General features: G+C 63.3%; 18 protein-coding genes. 9 read left to right on the top strand and 9 right to left on the bottom strand.

The window, feature by feature from the left end; all coding sequences use genetic code 11:
• Positions 1-132: 132 nt before the first annotated feature.
• Positions 133-2,529 carry a phosphoenolpyruvate synthase gene (gene ppsA / locus ACX93L_RS21430; protein WP_459406737.1) on the bottom strand — a complete coding sequence of 799 codons (2,397 nt, stop codon included), beginning with the start codon at positions 2,527-2,529 and terminating at the stop codon, positions 133-135.
• 319 nt (positions 2,530-2,848) lie between these two features.
• Between ppsA and exbB the strand changes: the two genes are divergently transcribed.
• Genes exbB through ACX93L_RS21445 form a run of 3 tightly spaced genes read left to right on the top strand, consistent with a single transcriptional unit; the run spans position 2,849 to position 5,313 of the window.
• Entirely contained in the window at positions 2,849-3,907 is a 1,059-nt protein-coding gene (gene exbB / locus ACX93L_RS21435) for a tonB-system energizer ExbB (RefSeq protein WP_459406738.1), read from the top strand.
• A 6-nt stretch (positions 3,908-3,913) separates the two neighbouring features.
• Entirely contained in the window at positions 3,914-4,378 is a 465-nt protein-coding gene (gene exbD, locus ACX93L_RS21440; RefSeq protein ID WP_459406739.1) for a TonB system transport protein ExbD, read from the top strand.
• On the top strand, positions 4,375-5,313 hold the full coding sequence (locus tag ACX93L_RS21445; RefSeq protein WP_459406740.1) for an energy transducer TonB family protein: 939 nt from the start codon (positions 4,375-4,377) through the stop codon (positions 5,311-5,313). The genes exbD and ACX93L_RS21445 overlap by 4 nt, the downstream gene beginning before the upstream one ends.
• Positions 5,314-5,398: 85 nt before the next feature.
• On the opposite strand, the gene ACX93L_RS21450 is transcribed toward ACX93L_RS21445, so the two are convergent.
• From ACX93L_RS21450 to ACX93L_RS21460, 3 genes are all read right to left on the bottom strand, one after another.
• Positions 5,399-6,940, bottom strand: a complete 1,542-nt coding sequence (locus ACX93L_RS21450; protein ID WP_459406741.1) for a bifunctional aminoglycoside phosphotransferase/ATP-binding protein — start codon at positions 6,938-6,940, stop codon at positions 5,399-5,401.
• Positions 6,941-7,105: 165 nt separating this feature from the next.
• Complete coding sequence (gene amaB / locus ACX93L_RS21455) at positions 7,106-8,647, bottom strand: L-piperidine-6-carboxylate dehydrogenase (protein ID WP_459406742.1); 1,542 nt, start codon at positions 8,645-8,647, stop codon at positions 7,106-7,108.
• Positions 8,648-8,710: 63 nt separating this feature from the next.
• Positions 8,711-9,994, bottom strand: a complete 1,284-nt coding sequence (locus tag ACX93L_RS21460) for an NAD(P)/FAD-dependent oxidoreductase (RefSeq protein WP_169594126.1) — start codon at positions 9,992-9,994, stop codon at positions 8,711-8,713.
• Positions 9,995-10,216: 222 nt separating this feature from the next.
• Between ACX93L_RS21460 and ACX93L_RS21465 the strand changes: the two genes are divergently transcribed.
• Positions 10,217-11,119 carry a LysR family transcriptional regulator gene (locus tag ACX93L_RS21465; protein ID WP_169594124.1) on the top strand — a complete coding sequence of 301 codons (903 nt, stop codon included), beginning with the start codon at positions 10,217-10,219 and terminating at the stop codon, positions 11,117-11,119.
• A 3-nt stretch (positions 11,120-11,122) separates the two neighbouring features.
• On the opposite strand, the gene ACX93L_RS21470 is transcribed toward ACX93L_RS21465, so the two are convergent.
• The 3 genes from ACX93L_RS21470 to purU all read right to left on the bottom strand — a co-directional run bounded on the left by ACX93L_RS21470 (position 11,123) and on the right by purU (position 15,626).
• Complete coding sequence (locus ACX93L_RS21470; protein WP_459406743.1) at positions 11,123-11,518, bottom strand: DUF3307 domain-containing protein; 396 nt, start codon at positions 11,516-11,518, stop codon at positions 11,123-11,125.
• 185 nt (positions 11,519-11,703) lie between these two features.
• On the bottom strand, positions 11,704-14,631 hold the full coding sequence (locus tag ACX93L_RS21475) for an aminotransferase (RefSeq protein ID WP_459406744.1): 2,928 nt from the start codon (positions 14,629-14,631) through the stop codon (positions 11,704-11,706).
• 110 nt (positions 14,632-14,741) lie between these two features.
• Positions 14,742-15,626 carry a formyltetrahydrofolate deformylase gene (gene purU / locus ACX93L_RS21480; protein ID WP_459406745.1) on the bottom strand — a complete coding sequence of 295 codons (885 nt, stop codon included), beginning with the start codon at positions 15,624-15,626 and terminating at the stop codon, positions 14,742-14,744.
• A 362-nt stretch (positions 15,627-15,988) separates the two neighbouring features.
• Between purU and ACX93L_RS21485 the strand changes: the two genes are divergently transcribed.
• The 5 genes from ACX93L_RS21485 to ACX93L_RS21505 all read left to right on the top strand — a co-directional run bounded on the left by ACX93L_RS21485 (position 15,989) and on the right by ACX93L_RS21505 (position 23,047).
• The gene (locus tag ACX93L_RS21485) at positions 15,989-17,065 is read left to right on the top strand and encodes a glycoside hydrolase family 5 protein (protein WP_459406746.1); all 1,077 of its coding nucleotides are present in this window, start codon (positions 15,989-15,991) and stop codon (positions 17,063-17,065) included.
• Between the two features lie 174 nt (positions 17,066-17,239).
• A complete protein-coding gene (locus tag ACX93L_RS21490) occupies positions 17,240-18,439 on the top strand; it encodes a glycosyltransferase family 4 protein (protein ID WP_459406747.1) in 1,200 nt (399 codons plus the stop codon).
• Positions 18,436-19,566 carry a GumK N-terminal domain-containing glycosyltransferase gene (locus ACX93L_RS21495; RefSeq protein ID WP_459406748.1) on the top strand — a complete coding sequence of 377 codons (1,131 nt, stop codon included), beginning with the start codon at positions 18,436-18,438 and terminating at the stop codon, positions 19,564-19,566. The genes ACX93L_RS21490 and ACX93L_RS21495 overlap by 4 nt, the downstream gene beginning before the upstream one ends.
• A 131-nt stretch (positions 19,567-19,697) precedes the next feature.
• Positions 19,698-21,230 carry a lipopolysaccharide biosynthesis protein gene (locus ACX93L_RS21500; RefSeq protein ID WP_459406749.1) on the top strand — a complete coding sequence of 511 codons (1,533 nt, stop codon included), beginning with the start codon at positions 19,698-19,700 and terminating at the stop codon, positions 21,228-21,230.
• 26 nt (positions 21,231-21,256) lie between these two features.
• Positions 21,257-23,047, top strand: coding sequence for an alpha/beta hydrolase family protein (locus ACX93L_RS21505; protein ID WP_459406750.1), 1,791 nt, complete (start codon positions 21,257-21,259; stop codon positions 23,045-23,047).
• Between the two features lie 15 nt (positions 23,048-23,062).
• On the opposite strand, the gene ACX93L_RS21510 is transcribed toward ACX93L_RS21505, so the two are convergent.
• Complete coding sequence (locus ACX93L_RS21510; RefSeq protein ID WP_459406751.1) at positions 23,063-25,537, bottom strand: glycoside hydrolase family 2 protein; 2,475 nt, start codon at positions 25,535-25,537, stop codon at positions 23,063-23,065.
• Positions 25,538-25,546: 9 nt separating this feature from the next.
• Positions 25,547-26,515, bottom strand: coding sequence for a DUF1839 family protein (locus tag ACX93L_RS21515; RefSeq protein ID WP_459406752.1), 969 nt, complete (start codon positions 26,513-26,515; stop codon positions 25,547-25,549).
• Between the last annotated feature and the right edge of the window lie 3 nt (positions 26,516-26,518).

Genomic DNA, 26,518 nt, shown 5'->3' on the forward strand with positions numbered 1-26,518 from the left:
AACCCGTGGCCGTTGCTATGCACGCACCGCGGTCATTTGAACAATATCACGATACAAGGCTTTTGCCGGAATGTTTTGACTCGAATCAAACGGTGCGGAGTAATTGTCCGCACCGTTTTCAAAGAATAGCGGTCAGCCGCGTCCTGCTTTTGCTTTTTCAGCCTGCGCGACGATCTGTTTCACCGCGATGAAACTGTCGGGGCTGACCGACATGGAGTCGATGCCGCATTCCACGAGGAACTCGGCAAATTCCGGATGATCGCTCGGAGCCTGGCCGCAGAGACCGATCTTGGCACCGGCCTTGTTGGCCTCGGAAATGACCTTTTCGATCATCCATTTGACCGCCTCGTCCTGTTCGTCGAAGAGGTCGGCGAGTTCGCCGGAGTCGCGATCGACGCCGAGGGTCAGCTGGGTGAGGTCGTTCGAGCCGATCGAGAAGCCGTCGAAACGGTCGGCAAACTTGGCCGCCAGGATGACATTCGACGGGATTTCGCACATCACGTAGACCTGAAGGTCGTTCTCACCGCGCTTGAGACCGTTTTCGGCCATGACGCCAAGCACCTTGTCCGCCTCGCCGACCGAACGGCAGAACGGGATCATCACGACGACATTGGTGAAGCCCATTTCGTCCCGCAGGCGCTTGATCGCCTTGCATTCGAGCGCGAAACCTTCGCGATAGCGGGGCGAATAGTAACGGGAGGCGCCGCGGAAGCCGATCATCGGGTTTTCTTCCGCCGGCTCGAATTCCGCACCGCCGACGAGACCAGCATATTCGTTGGTCTTGAAGTCGCTCATGCGAACGATGACCGGTTTCGGATAGACGGCCGCGGCAAGGCGCGCCAATCCGCGCGCCAGCTTGTCGACGAAGTAGTCCGGCTTGCTGTCGTAGCCAGCGGTGAGGGCTGCGATCTCCGCCCTGGCCTCCTCGTCCTTCAGCTTGTCGAAGTGGACAAGGGCCATCGGGTGGACGCGGATTGCGTTCGATACGACAAATTCCATGCGGGCAAGACCGATGCCGTCGGCCGGCATCCGCCACCAGCGGAAGGCAGAACCGGGGTTGGCGAGGTTCAACATCACCTTGGTTCTGGTTTCCGGGAGATCTGTGACGTCCAGTTCCTCCACGGAGTAGTCGGCGATGCCTTCGTAGACGAAGCCTTCGTCGCCCTCGGCGCAGGAAATCGTCACATCCTGGCCCGTGTGCAGTATTTCGGTCGCATTGCCCGTCCCGACGACTGCGGGGAGCCCCAGTTCACGGCTGACGATCGCGGCATGCGAGGTTCGCCCGCCATGATCGGTCACGATCGCGGCAGCACGCTTCATGATCGGCACCCAGTCCGGGTCGGTGGTCTGGGTGACCAGGATGGAGCCGTCGATGAACCGGTCGATGTCCCTGGCGGTCTCGATCAGGCAGACCTGACCGCTTGCGACGGCGTCGCCGATCGACAGGCCCTTGGTCAGGACCTTGCCCTTGTTGCCGATGGTATAGGTCTTGAAGGCGCCGGCGCCGCGGCGTGCCTGGACAGTCTCCGGACGGGCCTGCACGATGTACATATCTCCGGTCTTGCCGTCGCGTGCCCATTCCATGTCCATCGGGCAACCATAATGCGTTTCGATCGTCGCGGCCCAGCGGGCGAGTTCGACGATTTCCGGATCACTCAGGACCCAGGCGGCGCGTTCGGCCTTCGAGGTCGGCACGTTGCGGGTCGGCTTCTCCCCGACCGCATAGATCATCTTGATGTCCTTGGCGCCCTTCTTCTTTTCGATGATTGGCGTCAGCTTCGCATCTCCCAGCAGGGGCTTGAAGACCTGATACTCGTCGGGGTCGACTGCGCCCTGGACAACATTCTCGCCGAGCCCCCAGGCGGCGTTGATGAGGACGACCTTGTCGAAACCCGTCTCGGTGTCGATCGAGAACATGACGCCCGATCCGCCGATGTCCGAACGCACCATCTGCTGCACGCCGATCGACAGCGCCACCTTCATGTGATCGAAGCCCTTGGCCTTGCGGTAGCTGATGGCGCGATCGGTGAAGAGCGATGCATAGCAGCGGCGGCAAGCGTCGATCAGCGCGGTTTCGCCCTTGATGTTCAGGAAGGTCTCCTGCTGGCCGGCGAAGCTCGCATCAGGCAGGTCTTCTGCGGTTGCACTCGACCGCACGGCGACCTCGACCTCATCCACGCCCGCACGTTTCGACAGTTCGCGATAGGCGGCGCGGATCGCAGTCTCGATTTCGGCGGGCCAGTCGCCCTTCAGGAAGATGTTGCGGATCGCCTGACCTGTTTCGGCAAGGGTCGCCTTGCCTGCTTCCCAGTCCGCGATGAAGGCCGTCATTCGATCTGTGAGCCTGTTGGCCCCGACGTAGTGCCAGTAGGCGTCGGCAGTCGTCGCGAAGCCCGGTGGCACACGAATGCCCTTCGCGGCGAGGGTCTGCACCATCTCTCCGAGCGAGGCGTTCTTGCCGCCCACGCGGGGAACGTCATGGCGCCCCAGGGTTTCGAACCATGCGATGGATTCAGCGACTTTGGACATGAAGACTCTCCCTGGTTGCGTTCTTAAATGACGGTCTGGCGCGAAGGGCTTGGTTGCACCTCTATGTTGTCAACGATAACCACCACGCGATTGCAGTGCTTTGACAATGATCAAGGCATGTTGCGGTGTGAAGCCGCAAGCGCAGTCGCGCGAAAAAAGATGCGAATTCCAATCAAGTTTTTTCGCGGGGCGCCGGCTTATTACTTGTCAATCACACTCAAGTTTATTATCGAAGAAGCGTTGGGGCGGATCGTCGGCGTGCCGCCGTGCGGTCAATGCCCTGTGTCTCAGTGTTTTTTTGCCACAAAAGGAGCTCCCAATGTTTCCCCGTCATTCGGGACCTTCCACCGTGGCCTTTGCCCTCGGCGGATTTCTCGCCCTCACATCTGGTGCGGCATTGGCGCAGGATGCGGCACCGGCTGTACCTGCAGCCCTGCAGACGGCGCCTGCCGATCCGATCGTCGTCCAGCCGCAATCTCCGGCGGTAGCGCCCGGCTCCGAGGCCGCGGCTCCGGTTCAGTCCCCGGCCACAAGTGATGGCGGTTCGCGGGCCGCACAGTCGTCTTCGGTCGACACTGTCGCGCCGAGTGCGCCCGACGCCATCAATTCCGCGGTTCAGATCGACACTCCCGAAAGCACGGGCGTCACCCGTGAGGACCTGCCGCACAACCTGTCGCCGCTCGGCATGTTCATGGCTGCCGACTGGGTGGTCAAGTCGGTAATGATCTCGCTTGCCTTTGCCTCGCTCGTCACCTGGACCGTCTGGCTCGCCAAGACCGTGCAGCTGACAGGTGCGCGTTTCCGCGCATTTCGGGGGCTGAAAGCCATTGCCGCTGCCCCGACGCTCGCGCATGCGCTGTCACGCATGGAGGGACGTGGTGGCGTGGTCGCCGCGATGGTCTGCGCCGCGAGCGAGGAGATCCGCCTGTCCGACGCCGCGATCGACCATGCCGGCGGAGAGGGTGTGAAGGAGCGTGTCGCGTCGGGACTCGCCCGGATCGAGGTGCGCGCCGGACGCCAGATTTCCAAGGGTACCGGCGTGCTGGCCACCATCGGTTCGACGGCTCCCTTCGTTGGCCTGTTCGGTACCGTCTGGGGCATCATGAATTCGTTCATCGGCATATCGGAATCGCAGACGACCAATCTTGCCGTCGTGGCGCCGGGCATCGCCGAGGCGCTGCTGGCGACCGCGATCGGCCTGGTCGCCGCCATTCCGGCAGTCATCATCTACAATGTCTTCGCCCGCTCCGTGACCGGCTATCGCCAGCTGTTGGCCGATGCCGCCACCGGCATCGAGCGGCTGGTGAGCCGTGACCTCGACTATCGCCGCGTGCCGCGCGACGGGCAGGGCGTCCTTCAGCCGATCGCTGCGGAGTAACCGATCATGGCCGGCGGCATTCGCGAAAACCACTCAGGCGACGAACTCGCAGAAAACCACGAGATCAACGTCACACCCTTCATCGACGTGATGCTGGTGCTGCTGATCATCTTCATGGTCGCGGCGCCGCTCGCGACCGTCGACGTCAGCGTCGACCTGCCGGCCTCCACCGCAAAGCCAGCCGAGCGGCCGGAAGAGCCGGTCTATGTGACTCTCAAGGAAGACATGAGCCTGTCGCTCGGCAACGAGACGGTGGCACGGGAAGCGCTTGCAGCCGATCTCGACAGCCTGACCAAGGGTGACAAGGACGCCCGCATCTTCCTGCGCGCCGACAAGGCCGTGGATTACGGCGCCTTCATGGAGGTGATGAACCTGTTGCGGGATGCCGGTTACCTGAAGATCGCGCTGGTCGGGCTGGAGACCCTGCCTTCTCCTCAATCCCCGGCCTCGAACGAAGGGGTGGCGCAATGAGCGTTCATCTTTCCCAGAAGTCCCGTGCCCGGACTGCCGGGGAACTGCTGCTCTGGACGAGTGCCGCCCTTTGCGTCGCAGCCGTGCATGCAGGCGCGGTCGCACTCCTGCTTCAGCAGCCGGAAACCGAGCTGGCCGATACGGCGCCGCCAGCCGCGATCATGATCGAGCTTGCGCCCGAACCCGAACCCGAAGCCGTGGCCGTTGACGAGGAGCAGAACGTTCCCGACGTGGTCGATGCCGAGGAGATCAAGACCGCCTCGCATGAGCCTGCTCCGGTGCCGGTCAAGGAGACGCCGCCCGAACCCGTGCCTCAGCCGCTGCCGGAGCCGCCGGTGGAAGAGGTAGCGGAAGCCCTTCCAGAACCGGTGGTCGAACCGCCGCCGCTGCATGAGCCTCTGCCGGAAATGGCCGAGGCGGTCGATCCGATCGAGCAGTTGGTGATGGCTCAGCTCGAGAATGTCGCCGTGCCGATCCCGGTCGTGCGGCCGCCTCTGCCGAAGCCGGTCGAGGAAAAGCCCCAAAAGAAGCCGGAGAGGAAGAAGGCTTCGAGACCCAAGGTCCCAGCGCCGCCGGCTTCAAAGGCCGCACTGCAAGCCAAGGCCGAAGTCAAGCAGTCCAATCGGACCGCTGCACAGCAGACGACCAGCGGCAGCGGCAGCAATGTGTCGCCGGCCAAATGGCGGGATCGGGTGCGGGCCCATATCGCGCGCCGCGCCAAGTCCCTTTCGAGAACGATCGCGCAGACGTCAATGGTTCAGTTGCACATCACCTTCGACAAGTCAGGCAATGTCCTTTCGGTGTCGGCGAGGAGTTCCTCCGGCGATGCCTCGCTCGATCAGGTCGCAGCAGCAATGGTTCGGCGTTCCTCGCCACTGCCAGCTCCGCCGGCTGGCGTGCCGAACTACCTGTCCCTGCCGGTCCGGTTCAAGTGAGCCGGGGTGCCGAACTGCGGCAGGCTCCGGCCTGGGTGTCCGAGGCCTCGGAGCTAAGGAGTGATGCTTCGTTCTCTTCCGTCGTTCAGCGGTCTGCCGTCGCTGGTGAGCCGATCAGCCGCAGCGCTGCCTCCCTCAAGGCTTCGAGAGAGGTGGCGGATGCAAGCCGGCGCCAGGTGATCTCCCCGACATCCTTGGCCAGTTGACGTTCAAGGACGTCGGTTGTTGCGTCGGATTGCCCCTGGGGACGGGTTGCCACTCTGGCCTTCAGGGTCGCTGCATCTGCTTCCAGCCAGATCCCCGTGAAGGGAATGCCGAGCTCGACCGCGACGGCCTCGATCATGGCGCGATCTTCAGAGCGGTCGAACACGGCATCGACGAGAGCTGTGCCTCCGCCGGCGACCACGATCCGGGCGCGGTCGGCCATTTTGTCATAGACCCTGCGCGACACCTCGGGCCGGTATGCGTCCAGCGGCAGGCGCTCGCCGGGGGCGACCTGGAACATCGCCTTGCGCAGTCGGTCGCTTTCGAGAAGCCTTGCTCCGGGCGCCTTGCCGAGATGCGGGGCGAGGGCGTCCGCGAGCGTGGATTTTCCTGATCCGCTCAATCCGCCGATCGCCACCAGCCTCGGTTCGCCTCTTCCCAGCAGTTCGGCGGCGAAGTCGAAATAGCCCTTCGCGCCTCTCAGGAGATCCTGGCTAGGTTTGCCGGACTCTTCGATCTGGGTCGCGGTCACGTGCGCGCGCACCGCGGCCCTGACTGCCATGAAGAAGGGCAGCAAGGCAAAGCCACCGTCATCTCCGGTAATGTCCAGATAGCGGTTCATCACGACATTGGCGAAAGGCGGGAAGCCGCGATGCCAGAGATCCATGAGCAGAAAGGCCAGATCGTAGAGCACGTCGACCGTCGCGATCTGGTCGTTGAAGTCGATGCAATCGAACATGCGCGGTCCGGCGGGGCTCATGAAGAGGTTTCGCAGGTGCAGGTCGCCATGGCAGAGGCGGACCATGCCGCCTGCCTCGCGGCGATCCATCAGAGCGATGCGCTCTTGCCAGGCCCGACGGAACGCGCCGGTGAGCCTTTCGACGTCTTCGTCCACAAAGACGTGGCTCGTGGCAAAGCCTGCCTCGTTGATGTCGAGGACGCCGCCCATGTTTGCCGAGCCGCTGCCGGCATGGACAACCGGCGCCGTCGCATGGACGGCCGCGATCATACGTGCGGTCTCTTCCATCAGCGGGATGTCCAGCTTGCCTTCGGCAGCCATCCGGTCGAACAGGTCATGCTGGGCGAAGCGGGTCATCTCGACCACGACGTCAAGCGGCTCGCCTTCTCCGTCAAAAACCAGGCTCCCGTCGGCCTCACGCGTGATGCGGCGGATCCCGAGATAGAGATCCGGCGTTGCACGCCCGTTCAGCTCGACTTCACGAAGGCAATAGTGGAGGCGCAGGTCATAGGTCGAGAAATCCACGTAAGGCAACTTGACCGCGCGTTTGAGCTTGAAGGCCCGACCGTCGATCAGGAAAACCAGCGAGATGTGCGTCTCGATGATCTTGACGTCGCCCGTCTCGCCATAGCTCGCGGCGCTGCTCAGGAAAGCCGTAACCGCGGTCTGGTCGTGAATGTCCATTCGCCCTCCAGCGGGTGCTGCTTTCACGGGCGCAGCTTCGCCGATTCCTTGGGTGAAGGCCAGAGCGACGGATCGAACCTTGGTCTTAAAGGTCAGCGGACATGACCAAAAGAAAGCCGCGGGGTTCTTCGAACCGCGCGGCTTCCCTCACCGATAGAACGGGGATCAGCCCACGTCGAACTTGACGCCCTGCGCGAGAGGGAGCGTCTTGCCGAAGTTGATCGTGTTGGTCGCGCGGCGCATATAGGCCTTCCAGGCGTCCGAGCCGGATTCGCGACCACCGCCGGTTTCCTTTTCGCCACCGAACGCGCCACCGATCTCGGCACCGGACGGGCCGATGTTGACGTTTGCAATGCCGCAATCCGAGCCGCGGTCCGACACGAAGGCTTCCGCTTCGCGCAGGTCGTTGGTGAAGATCGAGGACGACAGGCCCTGCGGAACGTCGTTGTTCAGTGCCAGCGCGTCATCAAATTCCTTGTACTTGATGACGTAGAGGATCGGCGCGAAGGTTTCCTCGATGACCGGGCCGGTCTGGCTCGGCATTTCGACGAGGGCGGGGCGGACATAGTAGGCGTCCGAGGCTTCGCCGGCATTCACACGGTCGCCGCCGGAAACCTTGCCGCCGGCTGCCTTGGCTGCCTCCAGCGCATGCTGCATGCGGTCAAATGCGCCCTTGTCGACCAGCGGGCCGATCAGCGTACCGGTTTCGAGCGGGTTGCCGATCGTGACCGAACCGTAGGCCTTGATCAGGCGCGGCACGAGCGTGTCGTAGACGCTCTCATGGACGAAGAGGCGGCGCAGCGAGGTGCAGCGCTGACCGGCGGTGCCCATGGCGGCGAAGGCGACGCCGCGCAGCGTCAGGTCGAGGTCGGCGGTCGGGCAGACGATCGCGGCGTTGTTGCCGCCGAGTTCGAGGATCGAGCGGCCGAAGCGCGAAGCGACCCGCGGGCCGACGGCGCGACCCATGGCGGTCGAGCCGGTTGCCGAGATCAGCGGGACCTTCGGGTTGTCGACGAGGATTTCGCCGATGTCACGGCCGCCGATCAGCAGAGTCGAGAGATTGGCCGGAGCCTTGCCGCCATCGGCGACGTAGCGCTTGACGGCCTTCTCGAAGATGGCCTGGGTGGCGATGGCGGTGAGCGGGGTCTTTTCCGACGGCTTCCAGATCGTGGAGTTGCCGCAGACCAGCGCGAGCGCCGAGTTCCACGACCATACGGCGACCGGGAAGTTGAAGGCGGAGATGATACCGGTCACGCCGAGCGGGTGCCAGGTTTCCATCATGCGGTGTTCGGAGCGCTCGGTGGCGATCGTCAGGCCGTAGAGCTGGCGCGACAGGCCGACGGCGAAGTCGCAGATGTCGATCATTTCCTGAACCTCGCCGAGGCCCTCGGAGGTGATCTTGCCGACTTCGATCGAAACCAGGCGGCCGAGGTCGTCCTTTGCTGCGCGCAGTTCTTCGCCGAGCAGGCGGATCAGTTCACCGCGCTTCGGCGCCGGAACCAGACGCCATTCGAGGAAGGCCTCGTGGGCGGCTTCGATCGCAGCCTTCGTGTTGGCAGCGCTGATCTCGGCAACGGCGGCGATCTTCTCGCCGTTGATCGGCGAGCGTACGGCGAGCGTGCCGCCGGAAAGGCTGGCGGCCGGGACGCCTAGGCGGCCCATGATGGCGGCCACTTCGGCCGAAAAGTTCAGGTTGGCAAGGGTCATGGTGTTCCTTCCAGTGATATCAGGTGTTCCGTTATGGGGTGTCTGGCGTGTCGTGCTTCCGGTTCAGAAGCGCGCGCCGGCGAAATGGGCGATCTGGGCGCCGGCCTCGTAATAGGCGCCCTTCAGATTGCGAAGTGGGGCTTCGACGACGTCCCGGACGGGCAGCGGCAGATCCGCTTCGCCAAGTTCGCCGAGGATATGTCGGGCCAGTGTCTTACCGAAAACGGTGCCCGGCGCAATGCCGCGGCCGTTATAGCCCGAGAAGCCCACGACATTCGGTCCGAACTTGTGGAAACGCGGAATGGCATCGTCGGTCATGCCGATGCGGCCATACCATTCTGTCTCGAATTCCACATCGCCGAGCTCGGGGAAGAGCTTCTTCAGGGCCCGTTTGGCCCAGGCGCGGTGGATCGGCAAGCCGGTGTTGCGCAGCGCACCGCAGCTGCCGAACACGAGGCGGCCGGCCTTGTCCATGCGGAACGAGGACAGGACCTCCTTGGTGTCCCAGCAGCCTTCGCGTCCCGGCAGGATCTTCTTCAACAGGTCGGCCGGGAGCGGCTTGGTGGCAAAGTTGAAGTAGGGCAGCAGAACCTGCTCCTTGCGGACGGCCTCCCACGGGCCGGTCGAATAGTATTCGGAGGCCACGACGATCCAGTCGGCCGACACCGACCCGCCCGCCGTCTTCACCACCCAGCGGCTTCCATCACGCTCGGTCGAAACCGCAGCGCTGCCGGTGTGGATTTTCGCGCCCGCGGCGATTGCCGCCTTGGCGAGCCCCCGAACGTAAGCCAGCGGCTGGAGCGTGCCGGCGCGCATGTCGAGCAACGAGCCGGCATAGGCAGTGGTGCCGATGCGCTTCGCCGTTTCTTCGGCCGACAGGATGCGAACATCCGCGCCACGCGCCGCCCACTGGCTGCAACGTTCCTTGATTTCCTTGAGACCGGCTTCGCCGACGGCGCAATGCAGCGTGCCGTTCTTTTCGATCTCGCAGGCAATGTCATGTTTTTCGACCAGTGCGCGCACCAGGAGCGGCGCGTTGCCGAGCAGGTCCAGGACGCGTTCGCCGTAGACCGGTCCGAGAACGCCGGGTATCTCGGAGGGCATGACCCACATGCCGCCGTTGATCAGGCCGACATTGCGGCCAGCGCCGCCGAAACCTATCTCGGTGGCCTCGAGAACGACGACCCTGGTGCCTGCTTCGGCCAGATGAAGTGCCGCCGAGATACCGGTATAGCCGCCGCCGACGATGACGACGTCTGCATCGACGCGACCGGAAAGCGGCGGTGTCACGGGAGCGGCGGGAGCGGTCTTTTCCCACAGGCCGTGGGAGCGATTGTCGTTCAGCATGATGTCTTCCTCAGGAGCGGCCGGGGGTAGCCGTAAAAGACGCGTTCGTCCGGCGGGTCGCGCGGCCTTCCGGTCTCCCTGGGGCGCACCCCGCGAAGGGGGCAACGAAGGGACGCCGTTTTCGCGCGTCATTCCGAAACGTAAAGTCTTGCGAAATCTAGAAGACGAAACTAACCCATTCCAACGATAATTTCTCAAGAGTTCATTCCGTCGAGGTATAACATGCTGCCGGCCCGGCGTTTCCTTCCCTCCCTGTCGCTGCTGGCCGCCTTCGAGGCTGCGGCGCGAACCGGCAGCATTACGGCAGCGGCACGCGAGCTCGATCTGACCCAGAGTGCCGTCAGCCGGCAGATCAAGGCGCTCGAGGATCAGCTTGGTGTGGAGCTGTTCCTGCGCGAACGCCAGACGATCCGCCTGACGGTCGCGGGTGATGGCTATGCCCGCGAGATCCGCGAGGCGCTCCGGCGTATTTCGAGCGCCTCGCTCAACCTTAGGGCCAATCCGCATGGCGGAACGCTCAACCTGGCGATCCTGCCGACCTTCGGCGCGCGGTGGCTCGCCCCGAGACTGAACAACTTCCTGTCCGCCAATCCGGGCATTACGATCAACATGATCACGCGCCTGTCACCTTTCGACTTCCGGCTCGACACGATCGATGCGGCAATCCATTTCGGCGAGCCGGCCTGGCCGGGTGCCGAGCTCACCCTGCTTCGCGGGGAGACGACCATTCCGGTCTGCAGTCCGGAATTCAAGCGGGCTCACAAGCTCGAAGAGCCTGCCGACATTCTCGGCGTCCCGCTTCTGCACCTGACGACGCGGCCTGATGCCTGGGAACGCTGGTTATCGGCGAACGGGGTCTCGTTCGAAACGGTTCACGGCATGTTGTTCGATCAGTTTGCCACCGCATCCCAGGCCGCGATCGGGGGGCTCGGCGTCGCGCTTCTGCCCGTATTCCTGTTTCGTGATGAGCTCGAACGCGGCGACCTGGTTCCTGCGGTCAATCGCGAGATCGAGAGCCGGGAGCACTATTACCTGGCCTATACCCGGGAGCGCGCAAGCTACCCACCGCTGGTGGCGTTTCGCGACTGGATCCTGAAGGAAGCCGCCGCCGAGCAGTCGGCCTAGCTGTCACATGGATTTGTTGGCGGCGAGGATCACCGCGAACCCCAGATGGGTGAGGTGGTGCAGTGTCTGGTCGGTGCCGAACAGCCACCAGTAGCGGGCCTGGGAAGCCTTGAATTCGTAACGCTGCTCTATGATGACCTTTGTCCGGTCGATGGTGAAGTGCACGACGAAATCGACAAGCGCCAGCCAGACCAGTCCGGGCGCCAGAATCGACAAGATCAGGCCCGTCAGCGCGGCGTGCAGAGAGACATGGACGGTCAGAGGGGCGAGCCACCCTTCACGCTGTTGCTTTCCCCCGGCGATCCAGCTGGACTGCAGGACGAAATCGGCCAGCAGGTGTTTCATCAGGAACAGCACGATGCCCCATACGATCCAGTGGGTGGAAATCATATCAGGCATGCTGGCCATTGCTTATCCTTCGCGCAGTGATGCTTTCGCGGAGAAGATAGGCACTCTCCCGAGCGGCTGTGAAGGCGGTTTCTGACGCGCTTGGTATTGCAATTTGCGAAGCGTTTACGACTTGCAGCGAGATGTCTCGGCAATATTATCACGAATTAAGCAACTGTCCGCAGCGTGGACGGCACTCACCAGCCGTCGGCAAGCACCTTTTCCAGCATTTCGGCGAAGAAGTCGGCGCTTTCGCGCGACAGGCAGAGCGGCGGCTTTATTTTCAAAACGTTAAGATGGTCGCCGGTCGGCTGCATGATGACCCCGAGATCGAGCAGGCGATCGCAGATGCCCGCGGTTTCCTCCATCGCCGGCTCCAGTGTTTCTCGGTCACGGACGAATTCCAGTCCGAGGTAGAGGCCCATCCCGTGGACCGCCCCGACCAACGGGAAGCGCTGGCCAAGGGCCTCGAGCCGGGATTTCAGATAGTCGCCGGTGTCGCGGGCGTTCTCCTGCAGAGCCTCGTCGCGCATGATGTCGAGCACGGTCATGCCCACGACGCAGCTGACGGGGCTCCCCCCAGCAGACGAGAAGAAGTATCCCTCGTTCTCCAGGGCATCGGCGATCTCGCGACTGGTGATTACGGCGCCGAGCGGCTGGCCGTTGCCCATTCCCTTGGCGATGGTGATGATGTCCGGCACGACGCCCTGCTGATCGAAGCCCCAGAAATGATGCCCAAGCCGGCCATAGCCGACCTGCACCTCGTCGGCGATGCAGACGCCGCCGCGGGCGCGGACCATGCCGTAAACCTCGGCGAGATAGCCGGGTGGCAGCGGAATGCCGCCGGCATTGCCGTAGACGCTCTCGCAAATGAAGCCCGCGAGGCCTTCGTTCGCCTGCTCGATCTCGTCGAGGGCCTTCGCGACGCTCGCCACATAGTCGGCCGTGGATGCGGGGCCACGGAAAGGGCCGCGATAGGTGTTCGGGGCGGTGACCGGATGAACCCAGCCCGGTCGCGTTTCGAGAGCGCGGGGATTGTCGGCGATCGAGGTCGAGACCGCATCGCTCGCCACCGTCCAGCCGTGATAGGCCTCCAGCAGACTGACGATGTTGCGGGCGCCGGACCTGGCCCAGGCAAGGCGCAAGGCGAGGTCGACCGCCTCCGAACCGCTGTTCACGAGAAAGACGGTATCCAGCCCCTCCGGGGCAAGGGAGGCGAGCCGGTCAGAAAACTCCGCAACGGCGGCATAGTGAAAGCGCGAATTGGTGTTGAGCAGCGACCATTGCCGACCGGCGGCGCGGGCAAGCTGCGGATGGCCATGGCCGAGAATGGTGACGTTGTTGACCATGTCGAGGTAGGACCGGCCCGTTACATCGAACATGTGCTCCTTCCAGCCGCGCTCGATCTGCGGGGGATCGGCATAGTAGTTCTTCTGCGGCTTCGCGAAACTCTTCCTGCGGCGGGCCAGCAATGCGGCGCTCTGAGGGGGCGGCGCATCCAGATCGGTGCCGATCAGGGCCGACGGCGACGGGCAGAGCCAGGACCAGGTCGAGACATGGGCGGGGCGGGCAAAGAGCGGCGGCACGAGATCGGCATCGCGGCAGAGCTGCAGCCTCAATCCCCCGACGGCACCGCTTTCTCCTGCGACCACGCCGATCGGCTCACCGGCCTCGACCTTCGCGCCTTGGTCCAGCGGGCAGTCCAGGCCGTCGAGGTGCAATGAGATTGCCTCGGAAGACAAAATGAGGTGGTGCCCATCCTTGACGATCCTGCCCGCGAAAGGCGCGACCGCCGATGTGGTGGCGGGCAGGCAGATGTCAATGTGCAGCGCGAAGGTCGCAGGTGACCGTTCCGACAGCGTGCGTGTATAGGACAGCCGATATTCGCCATAGGCGGTCGAGGCGACGCCGGTGCCGGCCGCCGCGCGCGCCAGGACTTTCCAGTCGATCTGGGGATCGGACCAGTTGTCCTCCACGAGGTCGCGACTGGTGACCGAGAGATCGGTGAGGTGGATCGTTTCCGGGTCGATATCCGGGAGCAGGCGGCCGAGCGCGCCCGTGTCGAAGGGCGGTGCCTTCTGGCCGACCTGGTCGAGAATTGCCGTCTCCATCAACGTGAAGGGAACGGAGGTCGCAACCTCGAACATCTCGCGTTCGTGGGCGGCGTTGCCCTTCACGTACTCGTTGTCCGGATCTATTGCGAGCTGCTGTTCCGTGCTTGCGACCAGGATGCCGGCGCGCGCGACGATCAGCGGCCAGAGCGCCTTGAGTTCGGCCTCGTTCAACGGATTGCGGCTGTGGAAGGCCCGTACGGCCGGTAGAATGAAGAAGGGATCGCCGTCCGCATGATGCAGGAGGGAAGTGCAGGTGACGGCCAGATCGGCAACGAGCCAGCCGGTGATCACATCGCCGAAGTCGATGACGCCGTCGGGCATCAACCGGCCCGTTTCGTCCGGACGGGCGACCACGTTGTCGTCGGTGATGTCGTGATGGATCGCCTGGACCCGCAGCTTGCCGGCCAGAGGCTGGAGGCGCTTGACGGCGGCGACCATCGCCTTGGCGATGCGGTCGCGGCGCTCCTGGTCGGTCACGGACTTCAGAAGATGCAGCGCGACCGGGCCGGCGCGGCGCAGGTCCCATTGCAACTGTCGTTCCAGACCGGGATGGGAAAAATCCTTGAGGCCCTGGGCAACGCGTGCCGTCAGCGCACCGAGTTCGGCGACCACCGACGGGGCAAGATATTTGCGACGGGTCAGCGGCTCGCCTTCGAGATAGGTGAGCAAGCGGACCTGGTAGTCCTCGTCGTTGATGGTCACGAACAGGATGTCTTCACCGCCCGAGGCGAGAACGGGCTGAGGGATGCGCGCCATGTCCGGCTGGGCAGCGAGATGCCGCATGGCGGCGTTCTGCGCAGCCAACTCGATCGTTGCATATTCGGAACGGCAGATTTTCAGGACGTAACGGGCTTCGCCGGTGTCTATGCGGAAATTGCGGTCCTGCTGGCTGCCGAGTTCCTTGATGGTGCCTTCGAGTCCGTAATGTTCCTTCAGGACGGCTGCGGCCTGTTCTTCCGACACGTCGGGGCGCGGCAACTCCGTGCGTTGGAGGAGAGCGGTGTCGGGCATGGCTGTTCTCCCGGAAGAATCATATAGCCGACATTATCAAAGGTAAATCGCTCGTCCATCCCGAACGCAAATCGGCCCGCCTTGCGGGCGGGCCGGATATGCAAGACGTGTCAGCCCATGCGCTCGGAAGCGTAGGATCCGGGGCTTGCCGGGAAGACCACGGTGCGGTTGCCGTTGATGAAGTTGCGGTGATGGATGTGCGCGTGGATCGCCCGGGCGAGCACCTGGGCCTCGACGTCGCGGCCGATCGAGACATAGTCTTCCGCCGACTGGGCATGCGTGATGCGGGCGACGTCCTGCTCGATGATCGGGCCCTCGTCGAGATCGGCGGTCACGTAGTGCGCAGTGGCGCCGATCAGCTTCACGCCCCGCTCATAGGCCTGCTTGTAGGGGTTAGCCCCCTTGAAGGACGGCAGGAACGAGTGGTGGATGTTGATGATCTTGCCCGACATCTTCTTGCAGAGACTGTCGGAAAGCACCTGCATGTAGCGGGCGAGCACGATGAGCTCGGTGCCCGTCTGTTCGACGAGGTCCATCAGCTGTGCTTCGGCCTGTGGCTTGTTTTCCTTTGTCACCTTGATGTGGTGGAAGGGGATGTCGTGGTTCACGACGACCTTCTGGTAGTCGAAGTGGTTGGAGACGACGCCGACGATCTCGATCGGCAGCGCGCCGATCTTCCAGCGGTAGAGAAGGTCATTCAGGCAGTGGCCGAAGCGCGACACCATCAGCAGGACCTTCATCCGGTGTGCGGAATCGTGGATCTCGCTGACCATGCCGAACTTGTCGGCGATCGGCTTGAAACCCTCCACCAGCTTGTCGAGGCTTACGCCGCCCTGCGAAATGAAGCTGACGCGCATGAAGAACTTGCCGGTGTCGAGGTCGTCGAACTGCGACGAGTCGACGATGTTGCAGCCTTGCTCGGCCAGATAACCCGATATGGCAGCGACAATGCCACGGGTGGATTTGCACGATACCGTCAGTACATAGCTCGTCATGTGATCAACCTTTTCCTCGCCTTTGGATGAACGCCGCTGTCTCTACCGCAATCGCACGATGCGGCAAAGGCCGATCCGCTCGATTTTGGAATCTAGATTCCGTTATTCGAATAAAAATTCCGCGCCCTCGATTATCAAGTGTCGAGGCCGGCTTCTATTCGCGACGGCGATGCCTAGCGTTCCATCCGTCGCTCCCGAACTTAGGGGAGAGTACGGAAAATTCCGTTCCTATTGCGCCTTTCTAAAGCGTATCCCCGTCGTCCGGAGTGAGGGCAGGACGGGCAGTCGACGGAAAGCGTTTCGACATTGACCGGAGGACTGCGAAATCTCTAACTAGTCGCGAACCAAACCGGAGAGAAGACATGGTCGCCTCAGATTTCCCGGACCGTTTCCAGCGACGCTTTGCGAAGCGCCTGGTTGCCCTGGGGCTGGGCGCAACGCTCCTCGCAGGCCAAGCCGGGGCGGGGCAGGCCTGCCTGCGCGGCATCAATCTTTCCGGAGCGGAGTTCGGCGAGGCGGGCGGCTTGCTCGGCAAGGACTACACCTATCCGGGCGAGCAGACGGTCGACTACTTCGCGGCTAAGGGGTTCAATTCGGTTCGGCTGCCGTTTCTCTGGGAACGTCTGCAACCGGAACTGGGCGGCGCCCTCGATCCGGGCGAGCTTGGTCGCCTGAAGGAGAGCGTAGCGCGGCTGCGCGCGGCCGGACTGGATGTCGTTCTCGATCCGCACAATTATGCCCGCTATCGGGGACATGTCGTTGGCTCTGCCGACGTCTCGAACGCGGCGTTTGCCGATTTCTGGGGGCGGCTTGCCAGTGAGTTTGCCGATCAGGCCGGCGTGGTGTTCGGCTTGATGAATGAACCTTACGAAATGCCGGCCGAACAGTGGCTCGCTGCCGCCAATGCGGCACTCGCCCGCATCCGTGCCACGCATGCCAACAATCTCGTGCTGGTGCCCGGTACCGCCTGGAGTGGCGCCCATAGCTGGGAGGGTGGCGGCTACGGCACGCCGAACGCCAGGGTCATGCTCGGCGTCGTCGATCCCGGAGACAACTACGCCTATGAGGTTCATCAGTATTTCGATGACGACTTTTCCGGCACCAAGGGCAACTGCAGCCGCGCGGCGGACGCCGTGGCAGCGGTCGAGAATTTCACCCGCTGGCTGAAGGCCAACGGCAAACGCGGCTATCTGGGGGAATTCGGCGTGCCCGCCGGCGAGGCCTGCGTATCGGCGCTTTCGGACATGGTGACACTGGTGGAGCGCGAGAATGCGCTCTGGATCGGCTGGTCCTATTGGGTCGCCGGCGATTGGTGGCCGGCAAGCGAGGAGCTCAACATTCAGCCAACCGCGGAAGGTGATCGGCCGCAACTCAAGGGTCTGAGCGCTGCGCTCAAAACACCGGCCGTGGCAGCTTGTCCTGCCTTGGATCGACGATAGGCGCGCGCCCGCCGATCCGCGTCAAAGTCCTTCTCCAAGTCCCATTAACCCTGCCGCGCCATTTCGATCGCAGCCGGCTCGCGACATACGTGATCTTAAGAGTTTTCCGTGCTCTATGTGCCCCGACCGAAGGTGAGTATTCCTGCGTCGATGAGCGACGCCGACAGGTGAAGAATGACACGGATCCATCCGTCGAACGACATTGCCGGAAAAGGGGCAGTCGCAGCTCCACTCATCGTTCAGGTCGTGCGTCAGTACGCGCCCGGACGGGGCGGGCTGGAAGACGTGGTCGCCAATCTCAGCCGGCTCCTGCGGGATCGCGGCTTTCGCGTCCGGGTCGTCACTCTCGACAGTCTTTTCACGGCTCGGGATCGCCGGCTTCCGGATGCGGAAACCATCGACGGCGTCGAGGTCGTGCGCATTCCGTGGAAGGGCTCGAGCCGCTATCCGATTGCTCCTTCGGTATTCCGCCATATCGCCGATGCCGATCTCGTGCATGTCCATGGCATCGACTTCTTCTTCGACGCGCTCGCCTGGACCCGTCTTCTGCACGGCAAGCCCATGGTGGCGACGACGCATGGCGGCTTCTTCCACACGCCGAAATATGCCGCCATCAAGAAATTGTGGTTCCGAACGGTGACGCGCCTGTCGTCGCTTGCCTATCGTTCGCTGCTTTGCTGCAGCCAGTCTGACATGGCCCTTTTTTCCCGGATCGCATCCGACCGAGCCGTGCTCGTCGAAAATGGCGTCGATACGGTCAAGTTCGCGGGCCTCTCGTCTGTAGCTGCCACGCGCCGCATCGTCACCATCGGCCGCTTTTCCGTCAACAAGCGACTTGATCGCCTGTTTGACGCCATGACGGTGCTGACGAGGCGTTCCGAAGACTGGCATCTCGATGTCGTCGGGTCGCCGTCGGACCACAGTGCGGCCAACCTTTCCGCGGAGATCGCCCGGCGCGGGCTTTCCGATCATGTGACGTTGCATGTGGGCGTCGACAACGAAGCGGTGAAGCGCCTGATCGGCGGCGCATCGCTGTTTGCATCCGCGTCCGAGTATGAGGGCTTCGGCCTGGTCGCCGTGGAGGCGATGAGTGCCGGTCTCGTTCCGATCCTGCATGCGAACGAGGCCTATCAGGTGCTTGCCCGTCAGCATCCGGGTGTCTTCCTCGCCGATTTCGCCCACCCTGAGCAAAGCGCCCAGCAGATCGAAAAGGCTTTCGATCTGCTTTCCGGCGATGCGCTAGCGAAGCGCTCGGAGATGATGGCGGCATCGGCCGTACATGCGTGGGATGCCGTCGCCGATCGTTACATCGACATCTACAAACAGGCCCTGGATCCGGTTGCGATCGGAAACCTCCGGAGCCTCGCTGCATGACGGTCAATGGGGTGAAACGCCGGGTCTTGATCGTCACGGGCCACCATTTTGCCGATGCGCCGCGAAAGGTGGATCTGCATTTCATGGCGGATGCCCTACGTGCCGGCGGTGATCATGTCGATTTCCTCGTCTGCCGCCTGAGCCCCTTCAGCCGTTTCCTGAAGGACGGCCGGTTCGCCTATGCGCGCGAACGCGGTTTCAACCGTTGGCACAAGGTCGGCGAGCACCTCGAGGAGTTCCTCTGGAACGCGCCTTTCCATCCGGTAAATCTGAAGTTCTCGCTTCTGAACCGTTTGTCGACGCCGCTCTTCAATCTCTATGCCCGGTTCCTGCCGAAAGCGGTCATGGACCGTCTGCCGGGCTATACCCACATCCTGATCGAGAGCGGACCACCGCCGCTTCTGACCCACCGCATCCGGAAGGCCGCGCCCGACGCGCGGATCATCTATCATGCGGCCGACCGGCTCCACACAATCCACGTCCATCCCTGCATCGAAGCGGCGCTTACCGACAACATCGGCGACTACGACCTGGTGCACATCATGGCGGAGGCCATGCGCGCCGACTTTGCGCCGAATGTCCCTGTGTTCTACCTGCAGCACGGGATCGCCAGGGACGTGTTCGACCGTGCCGGCACGAACCCCTATCCGCAGGCCCACAACGCCGTCAGCGTCGGTGACATGCTGTTCGACGGACAGGCCATCGATACGCTGGCGGTTGCCTTTCCGGATTGGACTTTCCACCTTTTCGGCAAGAATGCCGTGCCGGTCGTCGCCCGAGCGAACGTTGTCCGCCATGGCGAGGTCGCGTTCGAGGCCATCGTGCCGATGATCAAATATGCGGAGGTCGGTCTTGCCCCCTATCGCCGCAGCGAGGTGGCCGACTATCTCAGCCAGTCCAGCCTGAAGATGATCCAGTATAGCTATTGCCGCCTGCCGATCGTCGCGCCGCGGTTCGCTGCCGCCGGCCGTGATCATGTCTGTGCCTATGAGCCGGACGATGCGCAATCGCTGGTCGACGCGTTCAACAGGGCCTTGTCCTACGACCGGGAGAGCATAGACACCGCGTCGATCCGCAGCTGGCGGGAAGCGGTTCAGGTGCTGTTCGATCACAAGGACGTCGCGTGAGCCTCGAGTGTCCGGCCGTCAAGGCATTTGCCGCGCGTCGGCATGAAGCCTTAAGGCTTTTTCACTAGAAAAAGAGATCGATGACCGACCTTCCGGGGTCGGTATCGAACGGATCCGGCAGAGAAGAACTGATGGCCAAGACAATCGTTGCGAATTCGGCCCTGAACGCCGCGGCAGGCCTCGCCGTCCTGCTGGTCGGCTTCGTCTGCTCGATCGTGACTGCGCGTCTGCTTGGTCCCGAAGCGAACGGAATGATCGCCTTCTCGCTGTGGCTTGCCGTCACGGCTGCACTGATCTCCGAGCTCGGGACAGGGGTCATCCTTCTCCGGCAGCTACCGCAACTGCGGGTGCAGGGACATGGGGAGGCGGCCTTGCGGGGTTTCTCCGCCTATCTCCTGCGTCCCGTTATCCTCGCGACGGTCGCGATCACCATCCTCTTCTTCGTCGCCTTCTGGGTAGCCGAGCATGAGCACTGGGCCGATAGTGCCCCGGCCGTGGTGCTCCTGACGGGTGTCCTCATCTTCGTACAGTCGATCGGTTCATTCACCAAGAACGTGATGCTCGGAGAGCAGAATGTCGGGGCGTTCCTGCGCATTTCCGTGATTGCCGGGGCGCTGCAGTTCTGCGCCGTGCTTGCGGGAGCCGTAACCTACGGAGTGCCTGGGGCGTTGTGCGGCTACATCTTCGGTTTCCTGCCGCAATTCCTTTACTCGCTTGGGATCCTGCGCCATCGCGCCGACCCTTGCGGCATCGCGCCAAGCTATCTGGTCAACTCGTCGCTGATCATCTCGGCGCAATACATCGTCGATTCGATCTTCCTCAACCGTGTCGAGCTGTTCTTCATCGAGCGTCATCACGGCGTCGAGATGGTGGGCTATTATGCGGCGGCCCTGTCGCTTGCCAATCTTGCCATGCAACTGCCCATCCAGCTGACGGGCAGCCTCGTGCCGTATTATTCCGAAAAGCTCAAACTGCATGACACGGACCGACTGCCGGTGGCCGTCTTCGAAAGCGTCGTCAGGAGCATCGCCTATATCACCATGCCGCTCAGCTTCGGGCTGGCCGCGATCGCGCCTGCTTTGGTGACACTGGTCTTCGGCCGGGCGTTTGAACCCAGTGGCCCGATCCTCGCTATCCTTGCGCTGGTAACCCCGGTCTTCGTGTTCAGCATGATCTGCACCCAGTATCTGTTCTCGCTCGATCGCATCCGAGATCGCCTGAACATCGGGATCGTCGGGGCCGTCATCATGGTGGGCGGAGCAATCCTGTTCGTGCCGACATTTGCCGGCGAGGGCGCGGCGGCGGTTCGTCTGGTCGCGTTCCTGATCATGGCCCTGCTGATGTTGCGCAAGATCGAATTCGAAGGTTCGCTGCTGCCGATGTTCCTGACCGTCGGTAAGATTTCGGCTGCCGCTGCGGCCTGTGGCGCGTCTGCCTATGGCGTGCTGGGTCTCTTCGGAGGACTGGTGGGTCTCGCCGCTGCGATCATGACGGGCGCGCTCGTCTATGTGTTGGTGCTGCGCCTGTTGGCTGTCGTACCGGTCGAGGACCAGAAGGCGATCGAGATGCTGGCGACGCGCCTGCCGGGGCCTGCGACAGCGATCGCCGATCGCATACTCGGCTTTCTGTTCGCCAAGCCGGTCCGAAGCGAAGGGGACAGCTGACGCGCGCGCGTGCTGGGGGATTTTGCATGGAATCACAACAGATCAAGCGTGGAGATGCGACGGCAAGCGTCTCGGCCGCCTGTCCAGTGACGTTCAGCGATACGGTCGGGCTATTCGCGCCGGCGCAAGGCACGGCATCGGCTGTGGGTGTTCTTTTCGTCAGCCCTTGGGGGCTGGAAGAGATGTGCCTGCGCAAATTCTGGCGCGTCCTGGCCGAAGGGTTGGCGTTGCAAGGTATTGCCAGCCTTCGCTTCGACTATCCCGGTACGGGCGATGCGCTTGATGTTTCCGATCACTCGGCAGGACTTGGGCTCTGGGAGAAGAGCGTGGTCGCCGCTGCTGCCGCGCTCAGGGAAATGTCGGGTTGCCGCCATTTGATCGTGGTCGCGCAGGGGCTCGGTGCGGCACTCGCGGCAAAGATTGCCGGAAGCCTCGGCGACGTGGCCGGCATGGCACTGCTCGCACCGGTGACGTCCGGTCGGGCGTTCCTGCGCGAGATGCAGATCTGGTCGCGGATGGTCGATGAAGGGCTTGGTGTTCCGGAGGCGTTTCGGCAACGCGAGGGGGTCTCGATCGCGGGGCTTTCTATGCCGGATGCGATTGCTGCGGATGTTCGCAAGCTCGCGGTGGGCCAGCTCTCGTCGATGCCGTTTTCTCGTGCATTCGTGTGCAAGCGTGCGGACCGTCCGGCAGATGCGGAGCTTGCCGGTCATCTCGAAACGCTCGGCATCGATGTGCAGGTGGCGGATTATGCCGGCTATGACGATTTCATTTCCAATCCCGCGACTTCGGTGCTGCCGGAGGGCGTTAGCCTGCGCCTGCTGGAATGGGTAACGGGCGTTGCCGCCGCATTCCCTACCTTGCCTTCGACCCCGTCGCCCCGGCCGGCCGAGGCGCCCGCCCTTCTCGGAGACGGGTTTCGCGAGACGCCTGCGCGGTTCGGAGAGCACGGCCGTCTTTATGGCGTCCTCTGTGAGCCGCAAGGACCACGCACGGGGGCGACGGTGGTCATTCTCGGTACGGCTTATGATCGCCATGCCGGATGGGGGCGCTCCGGGGTCGACATGGCGCGCGAGCTTGCGCGTACCGGAATTGCCAGTTTGCGCTTCGACGGTGCCAATATCGGCGACAGCCCGGCCGTTGCGGGGCAGCCGATGCAGGTGCTCTATCAGGATTGCCAGGTCGCCGATGTGCAGGCCGCGCTCGATTTCCTCGCCAGACGCGACCTTGGTCCGATGGTGGTGGTGGGGCGCTGTAGCGGCGCCTACCTGGCGTTCCGCAGTGCCGTTGCAGATCCGCGACTTTCCGCGGCGGTGGTCGTCAATCCCTTCGTCTTCTACTGGGACCCGGCGGTCGATATCGATGGCGCGTTGCGTTACGTGCCGCGGTCGCTCGACGACTACCGTGATCGCCTGTTCCAGTTCGAGACCTTCCGGCGACTTCTCTCCGGGCGGGTCGATGCAAGGCGGGCGCTCGGCAATATCGGCCGGGCCGTCGTTCGACGGTTGTCGCAGTTTGCCCGGCCGCTGATCCGGATGCTGCAAGGCCAGCGCGGCGTGCATGCGGAGGTGTCTAGGTCGTTCCACACGCTCGCCGAACGGAAGACGGAACTGGTGGTGCTCTACAGCGAGAACGATGTCGGCTTCGAGCATTTCGTCGACCATTTCGGCCGCGCCGGGCGCGGCCTTCGCCGGTATCCCAATGCGCATATGTCCGTGGTTCCGGGGGCCGATCACAACTTCACGCCCGCGCCCGCCCGGCGTTTCTATACGGACACCATCATCGATCTCGCCCGACGCTTTCCGCCCGGCACCTGATCCGGGCCGCTTCCCTCAGAAAGAAATACGACGCTTAGAGCCGAGTTGCGCGACCTTACCCGTCGGTTTCCGGTCGAGCGCTCCTGCGCCGCGCGGGCGCAGTTCGATGCGTCGCGGGTGACCGGGCAAGAGATGAAACCAGTCATCTTCCGGGCGATACCCTTCCACGTCGATATAGACCGACTGGGCGAAACAGGGTGTGGACAGAAGAAGGTTCCAGGCACCGTCTTTCTTCTCGACGGTGGCCTCGATTGCCGCGTCATGCATGGCTTCGGCGCGACCGAGAGGGAAGTGGCAGGCCTCGGCAATGATCTGTCCGTGGTCTGGCGCGATCAGGCGGGCGACGGTCACGTCGTGCGAAGGAGGGCCGAAGCGGAAGGCATAGGTGGTGTCGAAGAAGGCGCCAAATAGATCGGTAGCGGCAAGCCGCAGCGAAGATCTGCCCTCGATGGTGAGGGAGCGGCGGCCGCTGACCACAGGTTGGCTGCCGTCCCGCAGGCAGGCAAGCTCGATCTCGCAGGCGAGATCCGATGCGGTCTCGTTCAGGATGTGCAGGTCGAGCCCGTTGGTTCCTTCATCGAGCAGATTGATCTGCACCGGGCGAAAGGCGCGCTTGAGCGCATACCATACGGGCTTCGGCTCTCCGGTGGAGTCGACCAGTCCCCAGCCGGGTCCGGGTTGCAGGTCCTGAAGCGTCCAGGCCAGGGCTCCGTTGCAGCTGGAAGCTTCGCGTCGCCATTCGGCATAGGTCTCCGCCATTACCTCGCCTGTCACCGCTCGTGAAAGATCCAGGTAGCGCGCCGGGTCTTCGCGCCGCAGCCGGGCCGGGTCGAGCTTGTAGAGGTCGGCCAGATAGTGGTCGCGAACATCCTCGAAGTCCCAGGAGGCCCCGCGGTCGCGCGGCACCCGTTCTTTCCAGCGAGGATCATGGACCGGTGCCACCGGCAGATGCGTATCCAGCGTCGACTGCTGCGGAACATGGGCGAAGGCGAGGCATTCGGCGGCGAAGCGGACATCGGCGCGGCGCGCATCGTCGAGCGGCCGGCAATAGGCGCCGACGCCGTAATAGTGGGTGACGCCTTCGTTCGGCGAAAACGGCATTGCCCCGCCTGAGGGAGAATTCGCGACATAGGCGACATCGGGGCGCAAGGAACGGGCGAGGGCCGGCAGCGTCTCCTCGTAGAACGGGGTCTTCCAGATCCGCTCGGGCAGGCCGAGCATGGCGGCCTGCTGGTAGACTTCGCTGCCGCCGCAGAGGACCGTCAACGACGGAGAACCTTGCAGGGAGGCGAGAAGCTGCCCGACTTCCCGTTCGACATGGACGGCGAAAGCGTCGTCACCGGTTGGATAGTCGAAATTGGCGAACATGAAGTCCTGCCAGACCATCAAACCGAACTGATCGCACAGACGGAAGAAGTCTGCACTTTCGTAGGTCATCGTGCCGCCGATGCGGATCATGTTCATGCCGGCCTCTGCCGCAAGCGTCAGCCAGGGGGCATAGTCCTCGGCCGAACCGGGCAAGCGGAGGATATCGGCATTGGTCCAGACCGCCCCCCGGCAAAAGATCGGCTGGCCGTTGATCACGATCCTGAAGCCGCGGCCGTCCGAGCCCCGGTCGATCTCGACGCGGCGGAAACCGACGAGGCCCAGAGAATGCGCCAGTCCGTCTATCGTCAGTCGCACGTCATGGCGTTTCGGTTTGCCATGGGTGCGGGGCCACCAGGGTTCGATGGCCGGGATCGACAGTTCTGCCTGCCAGCGGTCGTCCTCGCCCTTGCGCATCGGCGCGTTCTTGTCGGCACAGGAAATGCTCAGTTCAGAGGCTTCGCCGTCTAGGTCAAAGGAGACCAGAAGGCGCCCGGTATGGTCGGGCTCAAGGTTGGCCTGCAGGATCAGATTGGTGATCGCGTGGGTGTTCCGGCGGATGAGGCTGACGGGCCGGTAGGGGCCGACGGGATGGATTTCGGGGCACCAGCCGGGCATGTGGCCGAGCGGTGTCGTGCGGATCAGTCTTAGCCCCTGATGGTCCATCATCTGGGGGCGCCAGCGCGCACGCGGGCCGCGTTTTTCGAGGTGGGGAAGCAGGGCGCGGAAGCAGATGGCGATTTCGTCCTTGCCGGAAAGAGTCAGCGCAAGGTCGTGTGCCTCGAACATGCTTTCGCTTTGGAGGCGCAGTTCGCCGTTGATGTAGACCTCGGCAATGGTCGCAAGGCCGGCAAGGCGCAGAATTGCCGGGCCTTCCTTCTCGCCTTCTAGAGAACGGAAATACCAAGCATCCTTGTCATGCAGCGGATGCGGTTTTTGCGGGTCGAACAGCCCGGCAGCCGCCAGGGCGGACGCGACGGTGCCGGGAACAGGTGCGGGAACGTGGGCTGCGGGCCGGTGGATCTCCTGCGGTCCGTGATAGCATCCGGCTTCGGTGATGAGCACTGTCCAGCCGCTCTCCAGCGGGCGTTCGTCCGCGGCGAGATAAGTGGTCATGCCTGTCATCGTGCCTCCTCAGGCGAGAGATTCGCCAAGTGCCCCGATGAGCCTGTCCCAAGCCTCGGCGGCCGGGTCGAGGGCCGATCGCAACGGATCGAATTTTTTCCGCGTGACGGCCCGGGCGAGCTGGAACTGTACCGTCTTCGCCGTCTCCGAAATCTTCAAGGCCTGAATGCCGGCCTCCTCGAACTGCTGCGGTGCGAGCCAGGTGAGATGGCTTGCCAGCAATTCGAAATTGGCGCCGAACTGCCGAAGCGTGTTGAAGGCATATTTGTGGAAGAAACCGAAGGGGCGTTCCGCGATCGCCTCGACCTGATCCGGGAAGACGCCTGCAAAGGCGGCGATGGGATTGGCATCCGGCCTGCGGGAGAAGTGCCGGCCGAGCAGACGTTTCGCGGTTGCGCGTTGATGGGCCTCCGCGGGCGGCTTGGCCGGGAACTTGGCGAATTCGGTATACGGCAGGAAGGGCAGGGCGCCTTCGGGCAGATGGTGCTGGAACAGGCCGTCGAAATCCTCGCCGTCGACCCGGAAGAAGCCGCCATTGTGGAAATAGTCCATGGTGCGGCCGACCGGATCAAGACGATTGACGGCAACCGTCGTCTTGCCGTGCTCCTGGTGGTAGCCGACGCCCCGGGTGTCCGGCATGAAGAAGCTGTCCATCTCCACGAGGCACAGCCTGCCGCGGTTCACCTGCTCGGCGACATGGGCCTCGACCGCTTCGTAGATCGCAAGCTCAGTCACCTTGATGCCGTACAGGTCTTCGAGATCCTCCAGAGGGACCTTGAAGAAGGTGAACTGGTCGCCCTCGAAATCCTGGGTCAGGGTGAAGCCGAGCATGGCCTCCGGCGCGACACCGAGGCTTGCGAGAGCCTCGATCCAGAGATCGACATAGCAGTTTGTTTCCGGCCACATCCGCTCGCTCGCATGCAGGGCATGCGGGACATAGGTGGCCGGATCGAGTCCGGGAAAGACCGCTTTCGTCACCAG

Source organism: Rhizobium sp. CAU 1783 (genome assembly GCF_054551725.1).